The 24,600-nt window shown below is 70.0% G+C and carries 22 protein-coding genes and 1 tRNA gene; 14 read left to right on the plus strand and 9 right to left on the minus strand.

Annotated elements, in window-relative coordinates:
- Nucleotides 1-128: 128 nt before the first annotated feature.
- The 4 genes from MFF22_RS19920 to MFF22_RS19935 all read left to right on the plus strand — a co-directional run bounded on the left by MFF22_RS19920 (nt 129) and on the right by MFF22_RS19935 (nt 5,076).
- Nucleotides 129-1,940 (plus strand): ATP-binding cassette domain-containing protein, encoded by a 1,812-nt coding sequence (locus MFF22_RS19920; protein ID WP_238251587.1) that lies wholly within the window; start codon nt 129-131, stop codon nt 1,938-1,940.
- A 230-nt stretch (nt 1,941-2,170) separates the two neighbouring features.
- Complete coding sequence (locus MFF22_RS19925) at nt 2,171-4,069, plus strand: hypothetical protein (RefSeq protein ID WP_238251589.1); 1,899 nt, start codon at nt 2,171-2,173, stop codon at nt 4,067-4,069.
- 37 nt (nt 4,070-4,106) lie between these two features.
- Complete coding sequence (locus MFF22_RS19930) at nt 4,107-4,379, plus strand: hypothetical protein (protein WP_238251591.1); 273 nt, start codon at nt 4,107-4,109, stop codon at nt 4,377-4,379.
- 25 nt (nt 4,380-4,404) lie between these two features.
- A complete protein-coding gene (locus MFF22_RS19935) occupies nt 4,405-5,076 on the plus strand; it encodes a YidB family protein (RefSeq protein WP_238251593.1) in 672 nt (223 codons plus the stop codon).
- A 214-nt stretch (nt 5,077-5,290) separates the two neighbouring features.
- Here the strand turns inward: MFF22_RS19935 and fabF are convergent, their stop codons facing one another.
- From fabF to fabD, 4 genes are all read right to left on the minus strand, one after another.
- On the minus strand, nt 5,291-6,550 hold the full coding sequence (gene fabF, locus MFF22_RS19940; protein WP_238251602.1) for a beta-ketoacyl-ACP synthase II: 1,260 nt from the start codon (nt 6,548-6,550) through the stop codon (nt 5,291-5,293).
- A gap of 87 nt (nt 6,551-6,637) precedes the next feature.
- Nucleotides 6,638-6,877: an acyl carrier protein gene (locus MFF22_RS19945; protein ID WP_007559070.1), complete on the minus strand. Its 240-nt coding sequence runs from the start codon at nt 6,875-6,877 to the stop codon at nt 6,638-6,640.
- A 277-nt stretch (nt 6,878-7,154) separates the two neighbouring features.
- Complete coding sequence (fabG, locus tag MFF22_RS19950; RefSeq protein ID WP_238251604.1) at nt 7,155-7,892, minus strand: 3-oxoacyl-[acyl-carrier-protein] reductase; 738 nt, start codon at nt 7,890-7,892, stop codon at nt 7,155-7,157.
- Nucleotides 7,893-7,912: 20 nt separating this feature from the next.
- On the minus strand, nt 7,913-8,845 hold the full coding sequence (fabD, locus tag MFF22_RS19955; protein WP_238251605.1) for an ACP S-malonyltransferase: 933 nt from the start codon (nt 8,843-8,845) through the stop codon (nt 7,913-7,915).
- 195 nt (nt 8,846-9,040) lie between these two features.
- On the opposite strand from fabD, the gene MFF22_RS19960 reads away from it, so the two are divergent.
- Nucleotides 9,041-9,961 (plus strand): bestrophin family protein, encoded by a 921-nt coding sequence (locus MFF22_RS19960; protein WP_238251608.1) that lies wholly within the window; start codon nt 9,041-9,043, stop codon nt 9,959-9,961.
- 101 nt (nt 9,962-10,062) lie between these two features.
- Nucleotides 10,063-11,427, plus strand: a complete 1,365-nt coding sequence (locus tag MFF22_RS19965; protein ID WP_238251617.1) for an NAD(P)H-dependent oxidoreductase — start codon at nt 10,063-10,065, stop codon at nt 11,425-11,427.
- A gap of 46 nt (nt 11,428-11,473) precedes the next feature.
- Here MFF22_RS19965 and MFF22_RS19970 read toward each other — a convergent pair whose 3' ends face one another.
- Together MFF22_RS19970 and MFF22_RS19975 are read right to left on the minus strand one after the other, a co-directional pair.
- Complete coding sequence (locus MFF22_RS19970; RefSeq protein WP_238251619.1) at nt 11,474-11,686, minus strand: hypothetical protein; 213 nt, start codon at nt 11,684-11,686, stop codon at nt 11,474-11,476.
- 295 nt (nt 11,687-11,981) lie between these two features.
- Nucleotides 11,982-12,059, minus strand: a tRNA-Pro gene (locus MFF22_RS19975).
- A 206-nt stretch (nt 12,060-12,265) separates the two neighbouring features.
- Between MFF22_RS19975 and MFF22_RS19980 the strand changes: the two genes are divergently transcribed.
- From MFF22_RS19980 to MFF22_RS20005, 6 genes are all read left to right on the plus strand, one after another.
- Nucleotides 12,266-13,573: a glycosyltransferase family 4 protein gene (locus MFF22_RS19980; RefSeq protein ID WP_238251621.1), complete on the plus strand. Its 1,308-nt coding sequence runs from the start codon at nt 12,266-12,268 to the stop codon at nt 13,571-13,573.
- Nucleotides 13,574-13,658: 85 nt separating this feature from the next.
- Nucleotides 13,659-13,979, plus strand: a complete 321-nt coding sequence (locus MFF22_RS19985) for a rhodanese-like domain-containing protein (RefSeq protein ID WP_238251623.1) — start codon at nt 13,659-13,661, stop codon at nt 13,977-13,979.
- Nucleotides 13,980-14,086: 107 nt separating this feature from the next.
- Nucleotides 14,087-15,223 carry an efflux RND transporter periplasmic adaptor subunit gene (locus tag MFF22_RS19990; protein ID WP_238251632.1) on the plus strand — a complete coding sequence of 379 codons (1,137 nt, stop codon included), beginning with the start codon at nt 14,087-14,089 and terminating at the stop codon, nt 15,221-15,223.
- Between the two features lie 185 nt (nt 15,224-15,408).
- On the plus strand, nt 15,409-18,612 hold the full coding sequence (locus MFF22_RS19995; RefSeq protein WP_238251634.1) for an efflux RND transporter permease subunit: 3,204 nt from the start codon (nt 15,409-15,411) through the stop codon (nt 18,610-18,612).
- The gene (locus tag MFF22_RS20000) at nt 18,612-19,112 is read left to right on the plus strand and encodes a hypothetical protein (protein WP_238251727.1); all 501 of its coding nucleotides are present in this window, start codon (nt 18,612-18,614) and stop codon (nt 19,110-19,112) included. The genes MFF22_RS19995 and MFF22_RS20000 overlap by 1 nt, the downstream gene beginning before the upstream one ends.
- Before the next feature lie 25 nt (nt 19,113-19,137).
- Nucleotides 19,138-19,914 (plus strand): lysophospholipid acyltransferase family protein, encoded by a 777-nt coding sequence (locus tag MFF22_RS20005; protein WP_238251637.1) that lies wholly within the window; start codon nt 19,138-19,140, stop codon nt 19,912-19,914.
- A 31-nt stretch (nt 19,915-19,945) separates the two neighbouring features.
- Here the strand turns inward: MFF22_RS20005 and metW are convergent, their stop codons facing one another.
- The 3 genes from metW to MFF22_RS20020 all read right to left on the minus strand — a co-directional run bounded on the left by metW (nt 19,946) and on the right by MFF22_RS20020 (nt 22,122).
- Nucleotides 19,946-20,629, minus strand: a complete 684-nt coding sequence (gene metW / locus MFF22_RS20010; protein WP_370877484.1) for a methionine biosynthesis protein MetW — start codon at nt 20,627-20,629, stop codon at nt 19,946-19,948.
- Nucleotides 20,626-21,831 (minus strand): homoserine O-acetyltransferase MetX, encoded by a 1,206-nt coding sequence (metX, locus tag MFF22_RS20015; RefSeq protein WP_238251639.1) that lies wholly within the window; start codon nt 21,829-21,831, stop codon nt 20,626-20,628. Before metX ends, metW begins: the two co-directional genes overlap by 4 nt.
- Nucleotides 21,832-21,954: 123 nt before the next feature.
- Nucleotides 21,955-22,122 (minus strand): hypothetical protein, encoded by a 168-nt coding sequence (locus MFF22_RS20020; RefSeq protein WP_238251641.1) that lies wholly within the window; start codon nt 22,120-22,122, stop codon nt 21,955-21,957.
- Nucleotides 22,123-22,536: 414 nt separating this feature from the next.
- Here MFF22_RS20020 and MFF22_RS20025 point away from each other — a divergent pair, with 414 nt between their 5' ends.
- Entirely contained in the window at nt 22,537-23,649 is a 1,113-nt protein-coding gene (locus MFF22_RS20025) for a pyridoxal phosphate-dependent aminotransferase (protein WP_238251731.1), read from the plus strand.
- Nucleotides 23,642-24,589 carry a prephenate/arogenate dehydrogenase family protein gene (locus tag MFF22_RS20030; protein ID WP_238251643.1) on the plus strand — a complete coding sequence of 316 codons (948 nt, stop codon included), beginning with the start codon at nt 23,642-23,644 and terminating at the stop codon, nt 24,587-24,589. Before MFF22_RS20025 ends, MFF22_RS20030 begins: the two co-directional genes overlap by 8 nt.
- Nucleotides 24,590-24,600 lie beyond the last annotated feature (11 nt).

Raw genomic sequence — 24,600 nt, forward strand, 5'->3', positions numbered from 1 at the left:
AACGGGCCATTCCCGGATGTTGCGCCCCCTGCATTGCTTCGATGCGCTCGCAATGACGGAGGTCGCTCACGGAGTCTGTGGCCTTCGCAGCGTTTGAAGACACGGCGCGTCGCTGCCATAAGCGCCCCATGGCCGCCCCCCCGCTTCTCACCCTTCAGGATGCCGCGCTGACTTTCGGCGGCACGCCGCTGATCACCCGCGCCGATCTCACCATCGCCCCCGGCGACCGGACTTGCCTCGTGGGCCGCAATGGCTCGGGCAAGTCGACCCTGATGAAGATCGCCGCCGGCCTCGTGGAGCCCGACAAGGGGCGGCTGTTCGTCCAGCCCGGCACGACCATCCGCTACCTCGCGCAGGAGCCGGACTTCTCCGGTTTCACCACGACCCTCGACTTCGTGGAAGCGGGCCTCGCCCCGGGCGATCCGGCCCATCGTGCCCGCTACCTGCTCGAAAGCCTCGGCATGACCGGCGAGGAGGATCCGTCCCGGCTCTCGGGAGGCGAGGGCCGCCGGGTGGCCCTCGCCCGGGCCCTGGCGCCCGAGCCCGACGTGCTGCTCCTCGATGAGCCGACGAACCACCTCGATCTGCCGGCGATCGAGTGGTTAGAAGCTGAACTCAAGGGCATCCGGGCCGCCCTGGTCCTCATCAGCCACGACCGGCGCTTCCTCTCGGCCCTGTCCCGGTCCACCGTCTGGCTGGACCGGGGCGAGACCCGCCGGATCGAGCAGGGGTTCTCCGGATTCGAGGCGTGGCGCGACGCCTTCCTCGAAGAGGAGGAGCGCAACCAGCACAAGCTCGACCGCAAGATCGCCGACGAAGAGCATTGGCTGCGCTACGGCGTCACCGCCCGGCGGAAGCGCAACGTTCGCCGCCTCGGCAACCTCCACGCCCTCCGCAAGGACCGTCGGGAGCACCGCCGCCCGGTCGGGTCGGTGAGCATGCAGGCGAGCGACGTCGAGGCGTCCGGTGCCCTGGTCGTCGAGGCGCGGGGCGTCTCGAAATCCTACGGCGAGCGGCGGATCGTGGAGACCCTCACGCTCCGGGTGATGCGCGGCGACCGGCTCGGCATCGTCGGCGCCAACGGAGCGGGCAAGTCGACCCTCATCAAGCTCCTGACGGGCGAGATCGCCCCCGATTCGGGGGAGATCGTCCTCGGCACGAATCTCAAGCCGGTGATCCTCGACCAGGGCCGGGCCGCCTTGGAGCCGGGCATGACCGTCACCGACGTCCTCACCGGGGGCCGGGGCGACAGCGTCACCGTCAACGGCCGCAGCCGGCATGTCATCGGCTACCTGAAGGACTTCCTGTTCGCTCCGGAACAGGCCCGCACGCCGGTGTCGGTGCTGTCCGGCGGCGAGCGCAACCGGCTGCTGATCGCCAAGGCCCTGGCGCAGCCCTCGAACCTCCTCGTCCTCGATGAGCCGACCAACGACCTCGACCTCGAGACCCTCGACCTGCTCCAGGAGATGCTGGACGATTACGAGGGCACCCTGCTCCTCGTGAGCCACGACCGCGACTTCCTCGACCGGGTGGTCGGCAGCGTGCTGGTCTCGGAAGGGGAGGGGCGCTGGGTGGAGTATGCCGGCGGCTATACGGACATGCTCACCCAGCGGGGCAAGGGCGTTGAGGCTCGCGGCGCGGCCGGCCGGAAGGCCGAGCCCAGACCCGAGCGGGCGGAACCCCGGGACAAGGCGCCACCCCCGGCCGGCAAGCCGAAGCTCGGCTTCAAGGACCAGCACGAGTTGAAGACTCTGCCGGCCCGCATTGAGAAGCTCGAAGCGGCGATCGTCCAGCTCAAGGGCATCCTCGACGACCCCGATCTGTATGCCCGCGACCCGGCGCGCTTCGAGAAGGCGAGCGCCACCCTCGCCCAGGCGGAGACGGAACTCGCCGCCGCCGAAGACCGCTGGCTCGAGCTGGAGGTGCTGCGGGACGGGTAGGGCCCACTAACCCCGTCATTGCGAGCGCAGCGAAGCAATCCAGGGATCCGCGCGGTCTTGAGGCGTCCCGCATCCCTGGATTGCTTCGCTGCGCTCGCAATGACGGTGAGGATTTTTCGGACACCGTTCCTACCGTGATCCCCGCCCTAGTCTTCGATGGCCTCGTTGCCCTCGTGCTGCCGGAAACAGCCTATGGTATAGGGGCGCCTCCTACCCGTCGGACCCGATCCGTGCCGCAGTTCGAGACGTCCGCCCGTGCCCTGCGCCGCGCCGGCTGGCTCGCCGGCTTGCTCCCCCTTGCCGGGATCTGGGTCGCCCTCGCGTCTTGGACCGCTCCTGGTATCGCCGACCGGATCGCCAAGGAAGGCGAAGGCGTCGCCGCCACCACCACCGCTGCCGCGAATGGCGAGCCCTGGCTGCGGGTCACGGCACAGGGCCGGGACCTCGTGGCCCAGGGCGAGGCGCCCGACGAGACCGGCCGGGCCGTCGTCCTCGCCCGACTCTCCGCCCTCGACGGTCCGCGCCGGATCGTGTCCGAGGTCGGCCTCGTGGAGACGGCGGCGCCATTCCGTTGGGCGGCGACCTGGGCCGGCGGGGCGGGCGTCACCGTCGAAGGCAGCCGCCCGGTCGAGATCGGCCGGCGTGCCCTGGAGGTGGAGGTGACGGGGGCCATCGGAACGGGGACGCCCCTGCGGGACGGCACCCGCGCGGCCCGCGGCGCCCCGCCGGATTTTCCGTCCGCCGCCGCATTCCTCGCTGCCCGCCTCCCGAGCCTCGCGCCGGGGGGCCGGGCGGTGATCACCGACACGGTCCTCAGCATCTCGGGCGAAGCGGTGGACCTCGCCGCCTACGATGCCCTGCGCACCGCCCTCGCGCGGCCGCCGGAGGGGTACAGCCTCGGCCGGGTCGAGATCCTGCCGCCGCGAATTGGCGATTACCGCTTCGTCCTCGCCCGGGTCGGGGCGGGGATGACGCTCACGGGCTATGTCCCATCGGAGGCCGCCCGGCAGGCGGCCCTGTCCCTGGCCCGGATGCTGACCGATGGCGGCCCCGTGGAAGACCGGCTCCAGGCCGCCCGCGGCCTGCCGGAGACGGTCGATCCCCTGGCCCTGACCGCATTCATGGGCAAGCTCGCCGGGCTGATTCAGACCGGCGAGGTGGCTTATGCGGGCGGCGCCGTCTCGGTCCATGGCGATGCCATCGATCCCCAGGCGATCCCCGAAGCGCAGGCCCTCCTGCGGGACGAGCGCCCCCCCGGTGTCGGCGCGGGAACGGTGAGCCTCGCCGCCAAGCCGCTCTCGCCCTATCGGGTCAGCCTGCGCCGGAGCCCCGAATCGGTGACGGTGAGCGGCCATCTGCCCGATGAGGAAGCCCGGCGGCGTCTCCTCGCCATCCTGCGTCAGCGCCTCTACCGCGAGCCGGTGATCGACCGCACGCGCCTCGCCGAGGGCGCCCCGCCCGGCCTCGGCACCGCTTTGGAGGCAGGCGCTGGGCTGCTCTCCACCCTTGCCACGGGCGAGGCGACCGTAAAGGACCGTACCCTCACCGTCACGGGCGAGAGCCTCTATCCGGAGGCCGCCGCCCGCGCGCCCGAACGATTCTCTGCCCTTCCGGCCGGCTGGACGGGGGCAGCTGCCGTCGCCCCCCGGGAGCCGGAGGCACGGCGAGACGCGGAATCCTGCCGGGAAGGTGTCGCCGCCGCCACCGCGACGGCGGATCTGCGCTTCCCCGTGGGCAGCACGAGCCTGAACCCGGCCTTCTACCCCGCCCTCGATGCCCTGGCCTCGGTGGCCCGGGCCTGCCCCGACCTTCGTGTGGCGGTGTCGGGGCCCGCCGACCCGCCGGGGGCCAAGCCCGCCCCGCCGCCGGAGGAGGCCGCCAAACCGGTCAAATCGTCCGAGAAGAAGCCCGCCGAGAAGAAGCCGCCCGCCAAAATTGCCAAGGCGGAGGACAAGAAGCCCCCTGAGGGCACCGAGGCCAAGCCGGCGGAAGACGAGGCGTCCGGCCTCGCCCGCCAGCGGGCGCAGGCCCTGGTGGAATACCTGCTCCAGGCCGGGATGAAGCCCGGCCAGGTGGCGGCGGGACCGGACAGGGGGGCGGGGCCGGCGACGGTCGCGCTGGCCCCGTGATCGCCGCCGGATCGATCCCCACGGAGGCTCGACGCCCGTGACGCTCCTCCTCGCTGCGTTCTGGCCCGGCCTCGCCGGGGCGGTGGCGCTCGGCTGCCTCGTGGGCTTCCTGGCGGGCTGGCCCCGAGACCGGGTGGTGCCCTTCGGTCTCGCGGGCCTTGCCCTCCTGGTCATGGCCCTCGCTGCAGCGCAGGTTGTACCGGGCCTTCCGGGCCTCTGGCTCGAAGGGGCCGCGTTGATGCTGCCCCCGTACCTGTCTGGCTGTGCCCTCGGCGCCCTGGGGAACCGAACGGCCGGCGCGGAACGTTGAACGGGCGCAAGGCGGGGAGGCACGGATGGGCATGCTCGAATCGGTGATCGGCGGCGTCCTGGGGCAGGTCTTCGGCGGCCGACAGGGGGGGATGTCGCCCCTGGTGAAGGCCCTCCTGATGCTGCTCCTCGCCAAGGGCGCCAGCGGCGGCTTCGGCGATATCTTCGGCCGCGGGCGCCAGGGCGAGCCCGGCCCGGAGGCCGACCGCTCCGGCACCGGGCCTTCGGGAGAGCGACCGCATCAACCGACGCCCCGGGGCGATTCCGGCGATATCGGCGGGTTCGATCAGTATGGCGGTCGCCGCGACACCGGCCCCGTCGGCCAAGGTCCGTCGTCGGATGCGGAGCCCCCGGTGGACGCTTCTCTGCCGGGCGGCGGGTTCGACGACCTGTCCGGCATGCTCGGCGGCGGTGGTCCGTCGCAGACGGCAGGTCGCTCCCAGATCGAGGAGGTGGCGGGCCTCGGGCCGCTGGTGGACCGCTTCCGGAATGCGGGACTCGGGGATGTGATCGGTTCCTGGATCGGCCACGGCACGAACCACGCCATCGGCCCGGATCAACTCGCCCGCGCCCTCGGCGACGACACCGTGGACGCCCTGGAGCGCGAGACCGGCATGGAGCGAGGCGCGCTCCTATCGGAGCTGTCCCAGACGCTCCCGGAGGTGGTGCACCGGCTCACGCCGCAGGGACGCCTCTGAGGGCTGAGAGCCCAGCGTAGGTCGGGATCGAAACCCGTCCGATCCCATTCCCTTGCCTCATCCTGAGGTGCTGCGAAGCAGCCTCGAAGGAGGGCTCCAGAACGCGCTGCGCTCCCTGGAGCCCTCCTTCGCGGCCCGCTGAAGCGGGCGCCTCGGGATCAGGTTGTGGGAGGATTACGGTCGCAAAACTTTTCGCCAAACGCGGCCCGCCCTCTCAGACTCGCCGCATCACCAGCGAAGCGTTCGTTCCGCCGAAGCCGAACGAGTTCGACAGGGCCACATCCACGCGCTTGCGCTTGGCCTCGTGCGGGACGAGGTCGATGCGGGTCTCGACGCTCGGGTTGTCGAGGTTCAACGTCGGCGGGATCACGCCGTCGCGGATGGTGAGGATCGAGAAGATCGCCTCCACCGCACCGGCCGCGCCGAGGAGGTGGCCCACCGCGCTCTTGGTGGAGGACATCGTGGCCTTCGCCGCGCCCTCGCCGAGGAGACGCTCCACCGCCTTCAGCTCCAGCTCGTCGCCCATGGGCGTCGATGTGCCGTGGGCGTTGATGTAGTCGATCTCGGACGGGGAGATGCCCGCACGCTTCACCGCGGCGGTCATGCAGCGGAAGGCGCCGTCGCCGTCCGGCGAGGGTGAGGTGATGTGGTAGGCATCGCCGGAGAGGCCGTAGCCGACGACCTCAGCGTAGATCTTCGCGCCCCGGGCCTTGGCGTGCTCGTATTCCTCCAGCACCACCACGCCCGCGCCCTCGCCCATGACGAAGCCGTCGCGGTCCTTGTCGTAGGGGCGGGAGGCCTTCTCCGGGGCGTCGTTGAAGCCGGTGGAGAGCGCCCGGCAGGCCGAGAACCCGGCGATGGAGAGGCGGTTCACGGGTGATTCGGCGCCGCCGGCCACCATCACGTCGGCGTCGCCCAGCGCGATCAGCCGGCTCGCGTCGCCGATGGCATGCGCGCCCGTCGAGCAGGCGGTGACCACGGCGTGGTTCGGGCCCTTCAGCCCGTGCTTGATCGACACCTGCCCCGCGGCCAGGTTGATGATCCGGCCGGGAATGAAGAACGGCGAGATCCGCCGGGGGCCCTTCTCGTGGAGGGTCACGGAGGCGTCGTAGATGCCGCCGATGCCGCCGATGCCGGAGCCGATCAGCACGCCCGTGGCGATGCGGTCCTCTTCGTCGGTCGGGTGCCAGCCCGCATCCGCCAGCGCCTCGTCGGCCGCCGCCATGGCGTAGACGATGAACGGATCGACCTTGCGCTGCTCCTTCGGGTCCATCGCCGCGTCGGGGTTGAACGTCCCCTCGCTGCCGTCGCCGAAGGGGATCTGGCAGGCGATGCGGCAGGGCAGATCGGCGGCTTCGAACCCGCGAATCATCCCGGCGCCGCTATCTCCCGCGATCAGGCGGCTCCAGGTGTGCTCCACTCCGCTGCCGAGCGGCGTGACCATCCCCAGACCCGTGACCACAACCCGCCGCATAGAACCCGTCCTGCAATCCTCTAAAACGAATAACGGCGCGGGGGCGAAATCGCCTCAGCCGCGCCGCGTGAAACTCGAATCGACCCCTCAGGCGGCCGAGTTCTTCTCCAGGAACTTCACCGCGTCCCCGACCGTCTGGATGGTCTCGGCGGCGTCGTCCGGGATTTCGACGTTGAACTCCTCCTCGAAGGCCATCACCAGCTCGACGGTGTCGAGGCTGTCGGCACCGAGGTCGTCGATGAAGTTGGCGCTCTCGACCACCTTCTCGGGCTCAACGCCCAGGTGCTCGACAACGATCTTCTTCACGCGCTCAGCGATATCGCTCATCGGTCTTGCGTCCTCGTCCTTGCTGGTCTCTGTTCGCGTTTTCTTGTCATGCCGTGGCTCGCCTCGCCTGAGGGCCCTGGAGAGCCGGTGTCCGATCGCGCGTGTTTCGAGGTAAACCGGGTCAGCCCCGATGCAGGGGCCTTGGACTGAAAACCCGCTGAACCGTCAACCCCCTGTACGGCTGATCGGGTGGTAGCACAGGGTTTTCGCCCTGGCGAGAGGCCGTTCACAAAGCGTTCAGAGGTGTGGTTTTTCAGTGCCTTGACTTGTTTTGGCTTCAGATCATCGCCATCCCGCCGTTCACGTGCAGCGTCTGGCCGGTGACGTAGCCCGCCTCCTGCGAGGCGAGGTACAGGCAGGCCGCGGCGACTTCCGCGCCTTCGCCGAGGCGCCCGGCCGGCACCCGGGTGAGGATGCCCTCCCGCTGCTTCTCATTGAGGGCGTCGGTCATCGGCGAGGCGATGAAGCCGGGCGCGATGCAATTCACGGTGATCCCGCGGGAGGCGACCTCGCCGGCCAGCGCCTTGGTGAGGCCCACGAGGCCGGCCTTGGCGGCGGCGTAGTTCCCCTGGCCGGGATTGCCGGTGGTGCCCACCACCGAGCCGATGCCGATGATCCGGCCGTAACGGCGGCGCATCATACCTTTCACCGCCGCCCGCGACAGGCGGAAGGCGGCGGTGAGGTTCACGGCGATCACCGAATCCCACTCCTCGTCCTTCATCCGCATGAAGAGGTTGTCCCGCGTGATGCCGGCATTGTTCACGAGGATGTCGAGGGGGCCGATCTTCTCCTCGGCGGAGGGGACCAGGGCCTCGACCGAGGCGGTGTCGGCGAGGTTCGCCGGCACGATGGCGGTGCGCTCCCCGAGTTCGGCGGCGAGGGCTTCGAGCGCATCGGCCCGGGTCCCCGAAAGGGCGACGGTGGCCCCGGCGGCGTGAAGGCTGCGGGCGATGGCCCCGCCGAGGCCGCCTGTGGCGCCGGTGACGAGGGCCTTGCGGCCGGTCAGGTCGAACATGGGTCGGGTTCCGTTTGCGGTCAGGGCGCGAAGGCGGCGATGTCGGCCGGGGTGCCGACCGAGACCGCCTGCGCGCCGGGGGCGATGCGCTTGACGAGGCCGGCCAGCACCTTGCCGGCCCCCAGTTCGGCGAAGTGCGAGACACCGGAGGCGGCCATGGCGGCAACGCTCTCCCGCCAGCGGACGGTGCCGGTGACCTGCTCCACCAGGGCAAGGCGGATCTCGTCGGGGCCGCCCACCGGGGCGGCGGTGACGTTGGCGTAGAGGGGCACCTTCGGCGCCTGCAGGTCCACCGCCGTCAGGGCCTGGGCCATCCGCGCTGCGGCCGGGGCCATCAGGCGGCAGTGGAAGGGCGCGGAGACGTTGAGCATCACCGCCCGCTTGATCCCCTTGGAGGAGGCGAGGGCGACGGCGCGCTCCACTGCGCCGCGGGCACCCGAGAGCACCACCTGTCCGCCGCCGTTGTCGTTGGCCACGTCGCAGATCTCGCCCTCCGCGGCCTCCTCGGCCAGGGCGTGGGCGGCGTCGATATCGGTGCCGATCAGCGCGGCCATCGCCCCGGCGCCGGGGGGGATGGCGGCCTGCATGGCCTGGCCGCGGATACGCAGGAGGCGCGCGGCGTCGGCGATGGTCAGGCTGCCCGCGGCGGCGAGTGCCGTGTATTCGCCCAGCGAATGGCCGGCGACGCAGGCGACGTCCCGGCCGAGATCGAGGCCGCGCTCCGCCTCCAGGACCCGCAGGGCGGCGAGGCTCGCGGCCATCAGGGCGGGCTGGGCGTTGGCGGTCAGAGTCAGCTCGTCCGCCGGCCCCTCGGCCATGAGGTGCGAGAGCTTCTGGCCGAGGGCGTCGTCGACCTCATCGAGCACGGCCCGCGCCTGCGGGAAGTTCGCCGCCAGATCCTTGGCCATGCCCACGGCCTGGCTGCCCTGGCCCGGAAAGATGAGTGCGCGCATCGCTGTCGCGGCGTCCGGCGCCGCTCCCTTCCGGGGTTTCCCCGTCCGGTCCGGAAGCCGGCGCGGTGGAAAACCCCTCGAAAATGAAGGCGGCGCAGTCGCATCCGTTGCGGCGCGTTGTCAACAACGCGCCGCACAATCGCGCCCCGCGCGGGGGCGGCTGCCTTCCCGCGGCGGCCGTGGCACATATCGGCGATGATCGTCCGTCCCCGCCCCACGCTGTTCACCGTCATGTTCGCCCTGCGGGGCTCGATCCTTCCGCGGGTGGCGCCCACGGTGATCGGCATCACGGCCTTCTCGGTCGTGGTCGTGGCCGCCGAGCAGGCGTGGCCCTGGGCCTTCCCGGTGACCGCCGGGGTCGGCCCCTTCACCCTCATCGGGCTCGCCCTGTCGATCTTCCTGAGCTTCCGCAACAACGCCTGCTACGACCGGTGGTGGGAGGCGCGGAAGGTCTGGGGTTCGCTGATCGTGGAGGCCCGGGGCCTCGCCCGCACGATCCCGGCCCTGCTGCCGGGGGAGGGGGATGAGGCCCTTCGCCGGGCCAGCCTCCTGCGGGTCGCCGCCTTCACGAGCGCCCTCCATGCCAGCCTCCGGGGCCAGGAAGGGGCGAAGGCCGCCGCCGCGTGGCTCACCGAGGCCGAGGCGGCCGGCTTGCGCGACCGGTCGAGCCCCGCGGACGCGATCCTCGGCCTCCTGCTGGCCGACCTCGCCGCCGCGATGCGCCGGGGGGCGCTGACCGACATCCTGTTCGGCCTCCTCGAACGGAAGGTCACGGACCTGTGCGCCATCCAGACCGCCTGCGAGCGGATCCGCCACACGCCCGTGCCCTTCGCCTACACGCTCCTCGTGTACCGCACGGCCTGGTTGTACTGCCTGTTCCTGCCCGTCGGCCTGTCGGGCTCCCTGGGCTGGGCGACGCCGGCGGCCGTGGCGCTGGTGTCCTACACCTTCTTCGGCCTCGACCTCCTGGGTGACGAGCTCGAGGAGCCCTTCGGCACGGCCCCCAACGATCTGCCGATCGACGCGATGCTGCGCGAGGTCGAGCGGACGGTACTGGGCGCGTTGGGGGATCCGCTGCCTCCCGCGATCGCCCCGGACCGCTACTGGCTCCGCTGACGCATCGGCGGCGGAGCACAGCACGCCGCAGCTCCCCCGGCTTGCCAAGGGCGGCGGGATCGTGCTGCACCGGTCGGAAAAATTCCCAGGGAGGCCGGGCCATGTCGATGTTCGCGCAGTTGCAGCGCCGTGCGCAGGAGGGCCGGCCCGTCCGGGTCGGGCTGATCGGGGCCGGGAAGTTCGGCTCGATGTACCTGTCCCAGGCCCCGCGGACCGCCGGCATTCACCTCGTGGCCGTAGCCGACCTGTCGCCCCCGCGGGCGAAGGACTCCCTCCGCCGGGTCGGCTGGGCGGACGAGCGCTTCGCCGCCGCATCCCTGGAGAGGGCGGCCCGCGAGGGCACCACCTGCGTCACGGACGATGCGGACGGCATGATCGCCAGCCCCTTTATCGACATCGTGATCGACGCCACCGGAAGTCCGGCCGCCGGGATCCATCACGTCCTGAAGGCCTGCGAGCACCGCAAGCATGTGGTGATGGTCAACGTGGAGGCCGATGTTCTCGCCGGGCCCTACCTCGCCCGCCGGGCCGCCGAGGCAGGCATCATCTACAGCATGGCCTCGGGCGACCAGCCGGCCCTCATCGCCGAACTCGTCGATTGGGCGAGGACCATCGGCTTGGAGGTCGTCTGCGCCGGCAAGGGCACGAAGTACCTCCCCGTCTACCACGCCTCGACCCCCGAGACGGTCTGGGGTCATTACGGCTTCACCGATGAGCAGGTGGCCGGCGGCGATTTCAACCCGCAGATGTTCAACTCCTTCCTCGACGGCACCAAGTCGGCCCTCGAGATGGCCGCGGTGGCCAATGCCTGCGGCCTCACGCCCCCGCGGGATGGGCTCGCCTTCCCGGCCTGTGGCGTCGATGACCTGCCGAGCCTGCTCCGCCCCGTGGCCGAGGGTGGGATCCTGGCGGAGAAGGGCACGGTGGAGGTGGTCTCATCCCTGGAACGGGATGGCCGCCCGGTCTTCCGCGACCTGCGCTGGGGCGTCTACGCGGTGTTCGAGGCGCCGAGCCGCTACGTGCAGGATTGCTTCGCCCAGTACGGCCTCAAGACCGACAGCACCGGTCGCTACGCGGCCACCTACAAGCCTTACCACCTGATCGGGCTCGAACTGGGGATCTCGGTCGCCTCCATCGCCATCCGCGGCGAGTCGACGGGCGCCACCACCGACTGGCGGGGCGACGTGGCTGCCACCGCCAAGCGTCCCCTGCGGGCGGGCGAGCGGCTCGACGGCGAGGGCGGGTTCACCGTCTACGGCAAACTGATGCCGGCGGCCGACGCCCTGGTGCAGGATGCCGTGCCCATCGGCCTCGCCCATGATCTGGTGCTGAAGAACGATGTGCCGGCCGGGCGCCCGGTTCGATGGGCGGACGTGACCTTCGACGCCACCCGCGAGGCGATCCGCGTCCGCCGGGAGATGGAGGCCCTGTTCCGGGCCGAGATGGGCGCCGCGGGCTCGCACTGACCTGCGAGCCCGCCCGGCCCTCGGCCGGGCGGGAGAATGGAGCCGGTTACTGATGCCAGCGGTAGATATCGAAGACGCTTGTCTTTTGCTGGAACCACCGGCGTCCCGTCTCGGGGTCATGGCCGTTGTTCCGGAACGACTTGGCGATCCGCCGGACCAGCCGGTTCGCCAGGGAGATACTGTCGATATCGTAGGCGACTAATTCAGGGGGTCGGGCTTTTCCGCTCTTCCGCTCTCGAATGAAGATCGAATGGGGCATGGCCACTTCCGAAGGCAAGCTAAGGATGCCTGACAACGGTCGCTCAACACCAATGTTCAATTATGCGGTGGCGTAGGTTAATGGTTAAAAATTGTATTGTTTGCTTCCGGAATAAAAGCTTGCAAAATGATCTCGCCGTTTGACGAGCGCCTGCGAAAAATCTTCGAGTGGGGATCCCGCGGGTCCGGCCAAGCGCCGAACGGCCAAGCACTGGCCGTCAGTCTGCAGGAATGTGACGAGAGCTTTGCGGCGTTCGGACCCGCCGGTCATCGGGTCCCGATCCTTCGAGGATGAATGGTCGGAGTGGCGGGATTCGAACCCACGACCCCTAGTCCCCCAGACTAGTGCGCTAACCGGGCTGCGCTACACTCCGACGCCCCGAAGGGTCCGCGGCTCTTAGCTTCTCCGGACCGGACAACGCAAGCCCCGAAACGCATGCGGGTGCAGATCGCACGCAATCCAGGGATGGGTCGGCGCTGGCCGACGGGCACGGCGCCGGGTAGGCAGGGCGCCCGTCCGCCCCGACCAGCGGCTTCCGCTCATCGCCCGAGACAGATCGATCCTGGAGACAACCCAACCTTGAAGACCACGCCGCCCGTGACGATCCAGCGCCCCATCGCCTTCGACCTGACCCGCCTCGTCACCCGCCTGCGGCATACGAGCCCGTCCGGGATCGACCGGGTCGATCTGGCCTACGCCCATGCGGTCCTGGACGGGCCGGGGGAGGGGGTCGGCGTCGTCTCCACGGCCTTCGGGCCCCGGGTGCTGGACAAGGACGAGGCCCGGGCCGTCGTGGCAGCGGTGGAGGCCGGTTGGGTGGAGGACCGCCCGGCCCGGGACGACCCGGCCTACCGGCGGCTGGCGGAACGTCTCGGCGCCCGGGTGCCCGTCGAGGCTCAGGCTCCGACGTCCCGGCGCGGATCGTCGGACCGGGATCGCCGGCTCATCCAGGCCAGGACGCTCGCCAGGATTTTGGCCCGGTCCCGGCCCGTCTCGGCGCTGCCGCGGGACAGCCTCTACCTGCATACTTCGCACCTGCGCCTCGACCGCCCCGGGCGGTTCGACTGGCTCTATGATCGTCAAGACGTCCGTGCCGCCTTCTTCGTCCACGACGTCATCCCGATCACCCATCCCGAATATGGCCGCGCCGGCGAGGCGGCCCGGCACGAGACGCGGATGCGCACCATCGGGCGGCACGCGGCGGCGATCCTCGTCAACTCGGAGGATACGGGCCGGCGGACGCTGCAGCTTCTCGATGCCTGGGGGTACCCGAAGCCACCGGTGGCGGTGGGCCATCTCGGCGTCGAGCCGGCCTTCGGGCGGGACGGGGAGCGGCTCGTCCTGCCGGGGCCCACGTTCGTCGCCTGCGGCACCATCGAATCGCGCAAGAATCATCTCCTGCTGTTCCAGCTTTGGCGAGTCTTGGCCGAACGGCACGGGGCGCGCACGCCCCGACTCGTTGTTGTCGGGCGGCGGGGATGGGAGGCCGAGAGCGCCATCGACATGCTGGAGCGGTGCCCGGGCGTGCGTGATCACGTGATCGAGGCATCGGGCCTGTCCACCCACGGCCTCGCGGCGCTGATGCGGTCCTGCACGGCCCTGCTGATGCCCTCCTTCACCGAAGGCTACGGTATCCCGGTCGTGGAGGCCGCAGCCTCCGGCCTGCCGGTCGTGGCATCCGACATCCCCGCCCACCGGGAGATTGCAGAGGGATTCGCCCTGTTCCGCGATCCCCTCGATGGGCCAGGATGGCTCGCCGCAATTGAATCGCTGGCGGAGGCCGACTCACCCAGGCGTGCCGAGATGGCGGACCGCCTCGCAGGCTACCATCCGCCGGCTTGGGCCGGGCACTTCGCGGCCGTCACGCCCGTCCTCGCCGCCCTCTAAGGAGACCGCGAGTTGCGTCGGCCGCCCCTGACGAATATGGAAAAGCGTCAGCGGCATGATCGAACGGGACGGGGAGCGACGTCGGATGAAGGTGGTCGACCTCGATCGCGAGACGGTCAAGCAGGGTCTCGCGGATGGGTCGATCCTGGTGATCGACGTGCGAGAAGCTTACGAATACGAGGCGGGCCACATTCCCGGCTCGGTCTCCCATCCTTTGTCGGAATTCGATCCGGCGGCCCTGGCCGAGTTGGTCCGGGCGGATGGCCGCCGCCCCGTCCTGTCCTGTGCGGCGGGCGTGCGCTCGGCCAATGCCCTGGTCGCCGCGCAACGGGCCGGCCTCGAATTCTCCGAGCATTACCGGGGCGGCTTCAAGGATTGGTACGCGTCAGGTGAGGATATCGCCTGAATATTCCCGCGACGTGTCTGGTTCGAATGCCGTCATGTGTGCTCGCGCACAAGCAGTTTGGCCGATGCGGTAGTAGCGCGCCACAGCCAAGGGACCCCAAAAGAACGATGCGCAGCCGGCTCGTACGCACCCTCCCGCTCCTCGTCGGCTTCGCCGCGGCAGCGACTTCCGCCCTCGCACAGGCGCCCGGCGGGCCGCCGCCGAAGGTCACCGTCGCGAAACCCGTCGTCCGTGAGATCGTCGAGAAGGATCAGTACACCGGCCGGTTCGATCCGGTCGAATACGTCGAGGTCCGGGCCCGGGTGACGGGCTACCTCGAGAAGATCAACTTCATGGACGGGCAGACGGTGAAGAAGGGCGATCTGCTCTTCGTGATCGACCGGCGCCCCTACAAGGCAGCCCTGGAGCAGGCCCAGGCCGCCCTGCAATCGGCCAAGGCGCGGCAGAACTTCTCCGTCACCGACCTCGAGCGCGCGCAGACGCTGTCCAAGAGCGGCAACATCTCCGAGCAGGTCACCGACCAGCGCCGGCAGGCCTCTCAGACGGCCCAGGCCGACGTGGACAGCGCCCAGGCCGCCCTCGACAACGCCCAGCTCAACTACAACTTCACCGAGGTGAAGTCGCCGATCGACGGGCGGATCAGCCAGCGCAACGTCACCGAGGGCAACATCGTCATCACGGACCAGACGCTGCTGACGACCATCGTCTCCCTCGATCCGATCTATTTCAGCTTTACGGTCGATGAGAGGTCGTTCCTGAAGTACCAGGGCTCGCTCGGTATCGGCATGGGCCAGACCCAGCGAGGCAAGGGCGTACCGATCCTCATCTCGCTCTCCGGCGAGGCCAAGCCGACCCGCAAGGGTACCCTCGACTTCGTGGACAACCGCGTCGACAACGCCACCGGCACGGTTCTCCTGCGCGCCACGGTCGAGAACGCGGACAAGTTCATCAAGCCCGGTCTCTTCGGCATCGTCTCCATGCCGGCGACGAAGCCCTACCAGGGTGTGCTGCTCCCCGACGAGGCGGTGGCCGCCAACCAGGACAAGCGGATCGTCTACCTCGTCGGGCCGGACAACACGATCCAGCAGCGCGACGTGAAGCTCGGCCCCAAGGTCGACGGCTACCGGGTGATCCAGGACGGGCTGAAGGGCGACGAGACCGTGGTGGTCAACGGGCTGGCCCGGGTTCGCCCCGGCGTGAAAGTGGCGCCGGACACGATCGAGCTTCCGCCCAGCAAGACCTGACACGGGGCGCCGACCCGGTCGGCGCCGCACGGACGATGCGGGGCGGAGGAACCGGGAGAGCCCGGCAGCCGCCTCAGAGGGCTCCCCGCCCGCGGATCCCGGTCCGGCGCCGGGGAGCGCGAGGCAGAGACTGACGAGGCGCAGCCGGGCCTTCTGGGCTGGCGCGACTCCATGAGGTTCGACCGATGCGTTTCGCCCACTTCTTCGTCGACAGGCCGATCTTCGCGTCCGTCACGTCGATCGTGTTCCTGATCCTCGGCTTCGTCGCCTACGAGACGCTGCCGGTCTCGCAATACCCGGAGATCGTGCCGCCGACGGTGACCGTCCGCGCCTCGTACCCGGGCGCCAACGCCGAGACCGTGGCCGCCACGATCGCGACGCCGATCGAGCAGGAGGTCAACGGCGTCGACAACATGCTCTACATGACGTCGTTGTCGACTAACGACGGCAACATGCTGCTGACCGTGACCTTCAAGGTCGGCACCAACCTCGATATCGCCAACGTGCTGGTGCAGAACCGCCTCTCGGTCGCCCAGCCCCGCCTGCCGCCGGACGTGCGCAACCTCGGCGTCACCGTGCGCAAGGCCTCGCCCGACCTGATGCTGGTCGTGCACCTGCTCTCGCCGAACAAGACCTACGACCAGAACTACCTCGCCAACTACATCTACCTGAACATCCGCGACGAGCTCCTGCGCCTGGACGGAGTGGGCGACATCACGGTGTTCGGCGGCAGCGAATACGCCGAGCGCATCTGGGTCGATCCGAACAAGCTCGCCGCCTACGGTCTCTCGGTCACCGACGTCACCACGGCGCTGCAGGAGCAGAACGTGCAGGTGGCGGCCGGCCAGCTCAACGGTCCGCCGGCGGCCAAGAGCGAGGCGTTCCAGCTCGTCGTCCAGTCGCAGGCGCGCTTCAAGTCGCCCGAGGAGTTCGCCGAGGTCATCATCAAGGCGCAGAACGGACGCCTCGTGCGGGTGAAGGACATTGCCCGCGTCGAGATGGGCCAGAAGGACTACACCACCAATTCCTACCTGAACGACACGCCCGCCGTGGGCATCGGCGCGTTCCAGCGTCCCGGCACCAACGCCCTCGACGCCGCCGCCTCCGTGCGGAAGGTGATGGAGACGGTGAAGAAGAACTTCCCGCCCGACGTCGAGTACCGCATCGCCTACAACCCCACGGACTTTATCGAGGAGTCGATCCAGGAGGTCTACAAGACCCTGTTCGAGGCGGTGGGCCTCGTGGTGATCGTGGTCATCGTCTTCCTCCAGAGCTGGCGGACGGCGCTGATTCCGGTCATCGCGATTCCCGTGTCGCTCATCGGCACCTTCGCCGCGATGGCGGCCTTCGGCTTCTCCCTCAACAACCTGACCCTATTTGGGCTGGTGCTCGCGATCGGCATCGTGGTCGACGACGCCATCGTCGTGGTGGAGAACGTCGAGCGCAACATGGCCGAGGGGCTTTCCCCCGGCGATGCCGCCCACAAGACCATGGACGAGGTGGGCGGCGCGGTCGTCGCCATCGCCCTGGTGCTGGCGGCGGTGTTCGTGCCCACCGCCTTCATTCCCGGCATCTCGGGCCAGTTCTACAAGCAGTTCGCGCTGACCATCGCCGCCTCGACGCTGATCTCGGCCTTCAACTCGCTGACCCTGTCGCCGGCGCTCTGCAAGCTGCTGTTGACGTCCCATCACGAGCGGAAGGCGCCGCGCTTCTTCCTGACCCGGTTCGTCAACTGGCTGGCCAACGGATTCAACCGCGCCTTCGACGCGACCTCCAACGCCTATGGCCGCACGATCCGGATGCTGACCGGGGGCGTGATCGGGATCAGGGTGATGCTGCTGGTCTATGCCGGCGTGATCGCGGGGACGCTGCACCTCGCGCAGACGACGCCCACGGGCTTCATCCCGGACCAGGACCAGGGCTACCTGATCGGCGTCGTCCAGCTGCCCTCGGGCTCGTCCCTCGACCGCACCACGGACGTGATCCTGAAGGCCGCGCAGCAGGCGCGGACGGTGGACGGCGTCGCCAACGCGGTGATCATCGCCGGCTTCGACGGCGCGACCTTCACCAACACCACCAATGCGGGCGTGATGTTCCTCACGCTGAAGAACGCCAAGGAGCGGGCCGCCGCGGGCCGGACCGCCGCCGTCATCACCGGCGACGTGCTGAAGGCGACGAGCAACATCCAGGAAGCCCGGGTCGTCGTGATTCCGCCGCCCCCGGTGCGCGGCCTCGGCAACGGCGGCGGCTTCAAGCTGCAGGTGGAGAGCCGGCAATCGTCGGATATCGGCGCGCTCACCGCGGCCGCGGGGGCCCTGATCGGCGCGGCCAACCAGAGTGCCGACGTCCAGCGGGTGTTCACCACCTTCGACAACTCGACGCCGCAGCTCTACCTCGACATCGACCGCACCATCGCGCGGATGCTGAACGTGCCGCTGGCCAACGTCTTCTCGTCGGTGCAGGCCGATCTCGGCGGCACCTATGTGAACGACTTCAACACCTTGGGCCGAATCTATCAGGTCCGCCTCCAGGGCGACGCGCAGTTCCGCACGTCGATCCAGGACATCTCGCAGATCAAGGTGCGCTCCTCGACGGGGGCTCTGGTGCCGATGGGCACCCTGGCCAGCGTACGCGACGTCACCGGTCCGCAGATCGTGCAGCGGTTCAACCTGTACTACTCGATCCCCGTGCAGGGTGTGGCCAAGCCAGGCGTGTCGACCGGTCAGGCCCTGAACACGATGGAGGAACTGGCCAAGAAGACGCTGCCGGACGGTTATTCCTATGACTGGACGGAGATCGCCTTCCAGCAGAAGGCGGCGAGCGGCACGGGTGCCTACGTGTTCGCCCTGGGCGTGCTTCTCGTGTTCCTCGTGCTGGCCGCGCAGTACGAATCGTGGGCGCTGCCGCTCTCGATCCTGCTCGTGGTGCCCACCGGCGTGCTTGCCGCCCTCGGCGGCGTGCAGTTCAGGGGGCAGGACAATAACATCCTGACCCAGATCGGTCTGATCGTGCTCATCGGCCTCGCGGCCAAGAACGCCATCCTGATCGTGGAATTCGCCCACGACATCGAGCAGCGTGAACATCGCGGGCCGGTCGAGGCGGCGGTGGAAGCCTGCCGCCTGCGCCTGCGGCCGATCCTGATGACCGCCTTCGCCTTCATCCTCGGCACCCTGCCGCTGGTGATCGCGACCGGTCCTGGGGCCGAGATGCGGCAGGCCCTCGGGACGGCGGTGTTCTTCGGGATGATCGGCGCGACGTTCTTTGGCCTGTTCCTCACGCCGGTCTTCTACGTGGTGATCCGCCACCTTTCGATCCGCCTCGGGCGGCTGCGTCGCAAGCCGCGGGCGGACCATGGCGGGGGTGGGGGGACCACGCCCGCCCACCCGTGATGCGGGTCGTCGGACGCCTCCTGCTCGGCGCCTTCGCCCTGCTCCTGGCGGTCCCCGCCGGGGGCGCGGCTCTCACGGTCGCGCTCCTCTTCGATCCGGGGGCGAATGCGTGGTTGGCCCGGGGGGCGCTGGCGGGCCTCGACGCCCTCGGCGATGTGGCCGCGGGCCTTCCCCCCGAAGGCCTTCTGCTCCTCGTCGCCGGGCTCGCCCGGGCGCTGTTCGTCCTCATCTTCGTCCCGCCCGCCCTGACGGCCGTCGTCGGCGAGGTCCTGGGGCGCCGGGGCCTCCTCTGGTACGGCGGCGGCTGCGGCCTGCTGACCGCGGCGCTGCCCTGGCTGGTGCGGGGGGCCGTCCGGCCGGGTGCGCCGGGCGCAGTCGCCGCCGAGGCGCGGCTGACCCTGATCCTGTTCGTGGTCGGCGGCTGCGCTGGCGTGGTCTACTGGCTCGTCGCCGGCCGAAGCGCCGGCCCGCCCTTGGATCCTGCGGGGGCCCCGCGCTAAAGGGGGCTTCCAAGGAACCATCCCGATGCTTGCCCTGCGCTCCCTCGCCTTCAACCTCTGCTTTTACATCGCCACGACGCTGCTCGCCGTCTTCGGCCTGCCCGCCCTGGTCTCGCGCCGGGCGGTCCTGCGCCTTGCCCGGACCTGGGGGCGGCTGACCCTGTGGCTGCTGCGGCACGTTGCCGGGACGGATGTGGAATTCCGCGGGCTGGAGAATATCCCCGCGGGGGCGGCCCTGGTGGCGGCGAAGCACCAGTCGGCCCTGGAGACGCTCGCCCTGTGCACGGTGTTTCCGGACTTCGCCTATGTCCTCAAGCGGGAACTGCTCATGATCCCGCTGATCGGCTGGTACCTGTCCCGGGGCGGCATGGTGGCCATCGACCGCTCGAAGGGCACGCGGGCGATGAGCCTGATGAACGCCGCCGCGGCCGAGGCCATCCAGGGCGGCGCGCAGCTCATCGTGTTCCCTGAGGGGACGCGCCGGGCGCCGGGGGCGCCGCCGGCCTACAAGCAGGGCCTGTCGCACCTCTACGCGGCGCTTAACGTCCCCTGCGTCCCGGTCGCGCTGAACACCGGCCTGTTCTGGTCTCGCAACAGCCTCGTCCGGCGGCCGGGTAAGGCGATCATCGACATCCTGCCGCCCATCGCCCCCGGCCTGCCACGGACCGAGTTTCAGGCGCTGGTCCAAGAGCGGATCGAGGCGGCCTCCAACGTCTTGGTCGGGGGCGCCCTCGCCGACCTCGCGGGGGCGGGCTACCACGTGTCCACCGCCGAGGCCCCGGCCGCCGCGCCGCGGTCCTGAGACAACCCCCGCCGCCGCCTGAGAGCATTCTCTAGGCGACTGGCCGACCGTCCTTGCTGAGCAGGAACACGCCCTGCGCGCCGAACAGGTTCCAGACCCACCACGGCAGGGCGACCCGCATGGCACGCCCGCGGGAATCCAAGGCCGCCGCGGTCTCGATCCGGGCGCCGAGGACGCGGCACAGGCCGACGAAGTCGCGGATCGTGCAATGGTGGATGTTGGCGGTCTCGTACCACGCGTCGGGCATGAGGTCGGTGACCGGCATCCGCCCTCGCAGCGCCAGTTCCGTGCGCACCCGCCAGTGGCCGAAATTGGGGAAGGAGATGATGACGTGCCGCCCGATGCGCAGGAGATGCTCCAACACCTCCCGCGGCTGGCGCGTTGCCTGAATGGTCTGGGACATGACCACCACGTCGAAGGCCCCGTCGGGGTAGTTGGCGAGGTCGGTGTCGGCGTCGCCCTGGATCACCGGCAGCCCCCGGGCGAGGCAGGCGTTGACGCCTTCCCGCGACAGCTCGATCCCTCTGCCGTCGATGCCCCGCCTGTCGCGCAGGAGGGCGAGGAGGGCCCCGTCGCCGCAACCGATATCGAGCACCCGCGCCCCGGCGGGCACAAGGTCGAGGAGGACGAGGTGATCGACCCGGGCGCCGGCCGGTTCCCGGGGCAGGGTCTCCGTCGTCTCCCAGGGACGGTGATGGGGCGCGCCGTCGCTCACAGGCCGCGGGCCCTGGCGGCGGCGTCGATGAAGCCGCGGGCGGCGGCGAACATCGCCGGCTCGTCGAGGAGGAAGGCGTCGTGCCCCTTGTCGGTCTCCACTTCCACGAAGGCGACCGGCGCGGCCGCCGCGTTCAGGGCGTGAACGATCACCCGCGAATCGGCCGTCGGGAACAGCCAGTCGGAGGTGAAGGAGATCACGCAGAAGCGGGTCTTCGTGCCGCGGAAGGCGTTGGCGAGGACGCCGCCATGGTCCTCGGCGAGGTCGAAATAGTCCATCGCCCGGGTGAGGTAGAGGTAGGCGTTGGCGTCGAACCGCTCCACGAAGCTAAGGCCCTGGTGGCGCAGGTAGCTCTCGATCTGGAAATCGGCGTTGAACGAGAATGTCGGCGCGGAGCCCCCCTGGAAGCGGCGGCCGAACTTCCGGTGGAGCGCAGGCTCCGACAGGTAGGTGATGTGCGCGCCCATCCGCGCCACGCCGAGCCCCTTGGCCGGGCGCGTGCCCTCCTCCAGGTACCGCCCGTCGGCCCAGGCGGGGTCGGCCATGATCGCCTGCCGGCCGACCTCGTGGAACGCGATGTTCTGCGCCGAGTGCCGGGCGCCGGTGGCGATGGGCATGGCGGCGAAGACCCGCTCAGGGTAGAGCGCGGCCCACTGCAGCACCTGCATCCCGCCCATGGAGCCACCGATGCAAAGGAACAGGCTGTCGATGCCCAGATGGTCGAGGAGCATCGCCTGCGCGCGCACCATGTCGCGGATGGTCACGAGGGGGAAGCCGAGCCCGTAGGGCCTGCCCGTGTCCGGATCGATGGAGGCCGGGCCGGTCGTGCCCATGCACGAGCCGACGACGTTCGAGCAGATGACGAAGTAGCGGTCGGTATCCACCGGCTTGCCGGGTCCGACGAGGGTCTCCCACCAGCCGGGCTTGCCGGTGAGGGGATGGGTATGGGCGAAATGCTGGTCGCCGGTCAGGGCGTGGCAGATCAGCACCGCGTTCGACCGGTCGGCGTTCAGGGTGCCGGCGGTCTGGTAGGCGATCTGGAAGGGCGCGAGGCGCACCCCCGCATCCGTCAGGAGCGGCGTGTCGGCGCCGAAGCGCGCGACAAGACTCTTCGGATCCAGGGATTGGGACGGCTCCGCGGGGCGCGGGGCAGTCCGTTCGGGGGCGTCCGGCCTTGGGGCCGTATCCAATCGGGTATCCATCGCGGGTCTTCGGCGGCGCACCGCATGGTCCGGTGGTGCCGCGGGACGCGGTCCACCATACGGCACCGGCCGGAGGTAATGGCCCGCTCCGGCAGCGTCAACGCGGATCGGTCGAGCCGGACCTCAACGGATCGCGGCGGCGCAGGCGACGAAGACCAGCCCCGCGCCCGCCGCGGTGATGCAGCCATTCGAAAACGAGCCGGTATCAGCCCGCCGCAGGCGCAATTCCGCGGCGACGGACACGAGAATTCCGATTACGAAGAGGGTGCTTGGAAGAAGATCGTCCAGCATTTTTCTCAAATCCCGGTCGGTCCGACGGCCGTTCGAGCCGTCCGACAAAGGGCTTTATGAAGGATCAACCGGCCGAAACATGGCTGGTGCCCCGCGACATTTCTTCCTCCAGAAGTACCCCACCGCGCATACCCTATACGGACTACCCGCCGGGCAAGTACCGGATCTGGCGAGTACCATGGCGGCCGAGTATCCCCCGGGGACACATCTCGGCCGGGCCGGGAATCGTCCGGATCGGGACCGGTGCCTGATGGGGACCAAAGGAACGGAACCGGTGGGCCGGCCTGTCCCGGCGGGATCACCGGACGCACCCTTGCGGAGCCCGCATAGCTTCACCGTCCGTCGAAATGCTGTACAGGGACCGCATCGTCGCATCCGTCACGCCGACCGGCCTGCTCCATGTCCTCCGCCCCGATGAACTCTGCCGCCCTCCGCCCGGAACCACGCCCCGGCGTGCTCGCCGTCGACACCTATGTCCCCGGCAAGAGCGGAAAGCCGGGCGGCGGCAAGGTCTACAAGCTGTCCTCCAACGAGACGCCCCTCGGGCCGAGCCCCGCCGCGGTGGCCGCCCTCCATGAGGCAACGGGCAAGCTCGAGACCTACCCGGACGGGCGTGCGACGGCGTTGCGCACCGCCATCGCCAAGCGGTTCGGGCTCGATCCGGAGCGGATCGTCTGCGGAGCCGGCTCGGACGAGCTCCTCTCGCTGCTCGCCTACGCCTATTGCGGGCCGGGTGCCGAGGGCATCTACTCGGAACACGGCTTCCTCGTGTACCGGATCGCGATCCTGGCCTCGGGTGGCACCCCCGTCGTCGCCCCCGAGCGCGATCTCACGACCGATGTGGACGCGATCCTGGCTCGGGTCACGGAACGCACGCGGATCGTCTACGTGACGAACCCCAACAACCCGACCGGCACCTACCTGCCGTTCGACGAGATCCGCCGGCTCCATGCCGCCCTGCCACCCCACGTCCTCCTCGTCATCGACGGGGCCTACGCCGAGTACGTGCGGGCGAACGACTATACGGCCGGGCTCGAACTCGCCCTCGAGGCCGAGAACGTCGTGATGACGCGGACCTTTTCGAAGATCTACGGCCTCGCCGCCGTGCGGATCGGCTGGATGCTGGCGCCCGCCCACGTGGCGGATGCGGTCAACCGGATCCGGGGGCCGTTCAACGTCTCGGGTCCGGCCATCGCGGCGGGCGCGGCGGCGATCGCCGACGAGGCGCACATGGCCGCCGCCGCCGCCCACAACGCCGAGTGGCTGCCCAAGCTCATCGACGGGGCGCGGGCGCTGGGCCTCGACGTCACGCCGAGCGTGGCGAACTTCGTGCTGATCCATTTCCCCGAGACGCCCGGCCGCACCGCCGGGGATGCCGACACGTTCCTGACCGAGCGTGGGCTCATCACCCGGCGGGTCACCGCCTACGGCCTGCCGAACGCCCTGCGGGTCACGGTGGCGGACGCCGAGGCCAACACCGCCTTCCTGGCAGCTCTGGGCGAGTTCGTGCGGGGCGCCCGTGGCTGAGGCGGGGACCCCGTCGCCGGCGATCGGCCGGCTCGCCATTGTCGGCCTCGGGCTGATCGGCTCCTCCATCGCCCGCGCCGCCCGCCGCTACGGGCTGGCCCGGGAGATCGTCGCCGTGGATACCGACGAGGCCGTGCGGGACCGGGTGCGCGAACTCGGCATCGCCGACCATGTGACCGGCGACCCGGCGGAGGGTGCCGCCGGCACCGACCTCGTCGTGCTCTGCGTACCCGTCGGCGCCATGGGGCCGGTCGCGCAGGCCATGGCTCGCCACCTGAAGCCGGGCGCCATCGTCTCCGATGTCGGCTCCGTCAAGGGATCCGTGGTGGCGGCGGTCCAGCCACACCTGCCCGAGGGTGTGTACCTCGTGCCCGGCCACCCCATCGCGGGAACGGAGTATTCCGGGCCGGATGCCGGCTTCTCGACGCTGTTCGCCGGGCGGTGGTGCATCCTGACCCCGCCCGAGGGGACGCCGGACGAAGCCGCCGAGCGGGTCCGCGGCCTGTGGGAGGGCATGGGCGCCCTCGTCGAGACGATGAGCCCCGAGCATCACGACCTCGTGCTCGCCATCACGAGCCATGTGCCCCACCTGATCGCCTACAACATCGTCGGCACAGCCGCCGATCTGGAGGCGGTGACGCAGTCCGAGGTCATCAAATTCTCGGCGAGCGGATTCCGCGATTTCACCCGCATCGCCGCCTCCGACCCGACCATGTGGCGGGACATCTTCCTCAACAACCGCGACGCGGTGCTGGAGATGCTCGGCCGCTTCAACGAGGACCTCGCCGCCCTGGCCCGGGCCGTGCGCTGGGGCGACGGCGATGCCCTGCACGCCATGTTCACCCGCACCCGGGCGATCCGGCGCAGCATCGTCGCCCTGGGACAGGATACGGCGGCTCCGGATTTCGGCCGGCCGCGGCCGGCTGAGGATGCGAACTAAGCCGCACCCGG

Origin of the sequence: Methylobacterium persicinum (assembly GCF_022179525.1) — a bacterium.
Taxonomy (GTDB): Bacteria; Pseudomonadota; Alphaproteobacteria; order Rhizobiales; family Beijerinckiaceae; genus Methylobacterium; species Methylobacterium persicinum.